Source organism: Mesorhizobium sp. M2C.T.Ca.TU.002.02.1.1 (genome assembly GCF_003997225.1).
On sequence record NZ_RZTO01001455.1, the window covers coordinates 1 to 595 of the forward strand.

At 59.2% G+C, this 595-nt stretch carries 1 protein-coding gene; it reads left to right on the forward strand.

The genetic code is table 11. The annotated features are described in order from the left end of the window. On the forward strand, positions 1–282 hold a 282-nt coding region (locus EOD07_RS36725), incomplete at its 5' end, for a diguanylate cyclase (protein ID WP_127238525.1). Positions 283–595: the final 313 nt, after the last annotated feature.

Below are 595 nucleotides of genomic sequence, written 5' to 3' on the forward strand. Positions count from 1 at the left end.
GATCTCGCCTGCCGCTTCGGCGGCGAGGAGTTCGTCGTGGTGATGCCGGATACCGATGGCCCGGTCGCCGAGAAGGTGGCCGAACGCATCCGCGCCGAGATCGCGCAGGCGCCGTTTGCTGTCGGCAACGACGGCAAGACGATCGAGGTCACGGTCAGCGTCGGCGTGTCTTCGCTGCTGAAAGGGACCGACAGCGTCGCGGCGCTGATGAAGCGCGCCGACCTTGCGCTCTATGAAGCCAAAAGCGGCGGTCGCAACCGCGTCGTCGCCAAGGCTGCCTGAAGCGCGCCGCGATCTTTCAGGATTTGCTCATACGCTTTATATTTCAACTTTGCGCATGTCTTTGTCCCGAAACCAATCGCCACTTCGGGAGAGATGCTTGGGAAACGCGCCGATTCGCGGCGGTCTGAACAAGGTTACGAATTTACCTTAACCCAAGCGATTCGCGAGCGGTGGTTAAGAAATGGTTGATTTTTATAAGGTCTTGCGCAAATCTGCGACGCATAGACAGAAGACGGAGCCGGCACGAGGGTAGACTAGCCGGCTCGATCCAAAAATACCCCATGATGCTCAGGTCCGCCGCATCTCCTGGGTC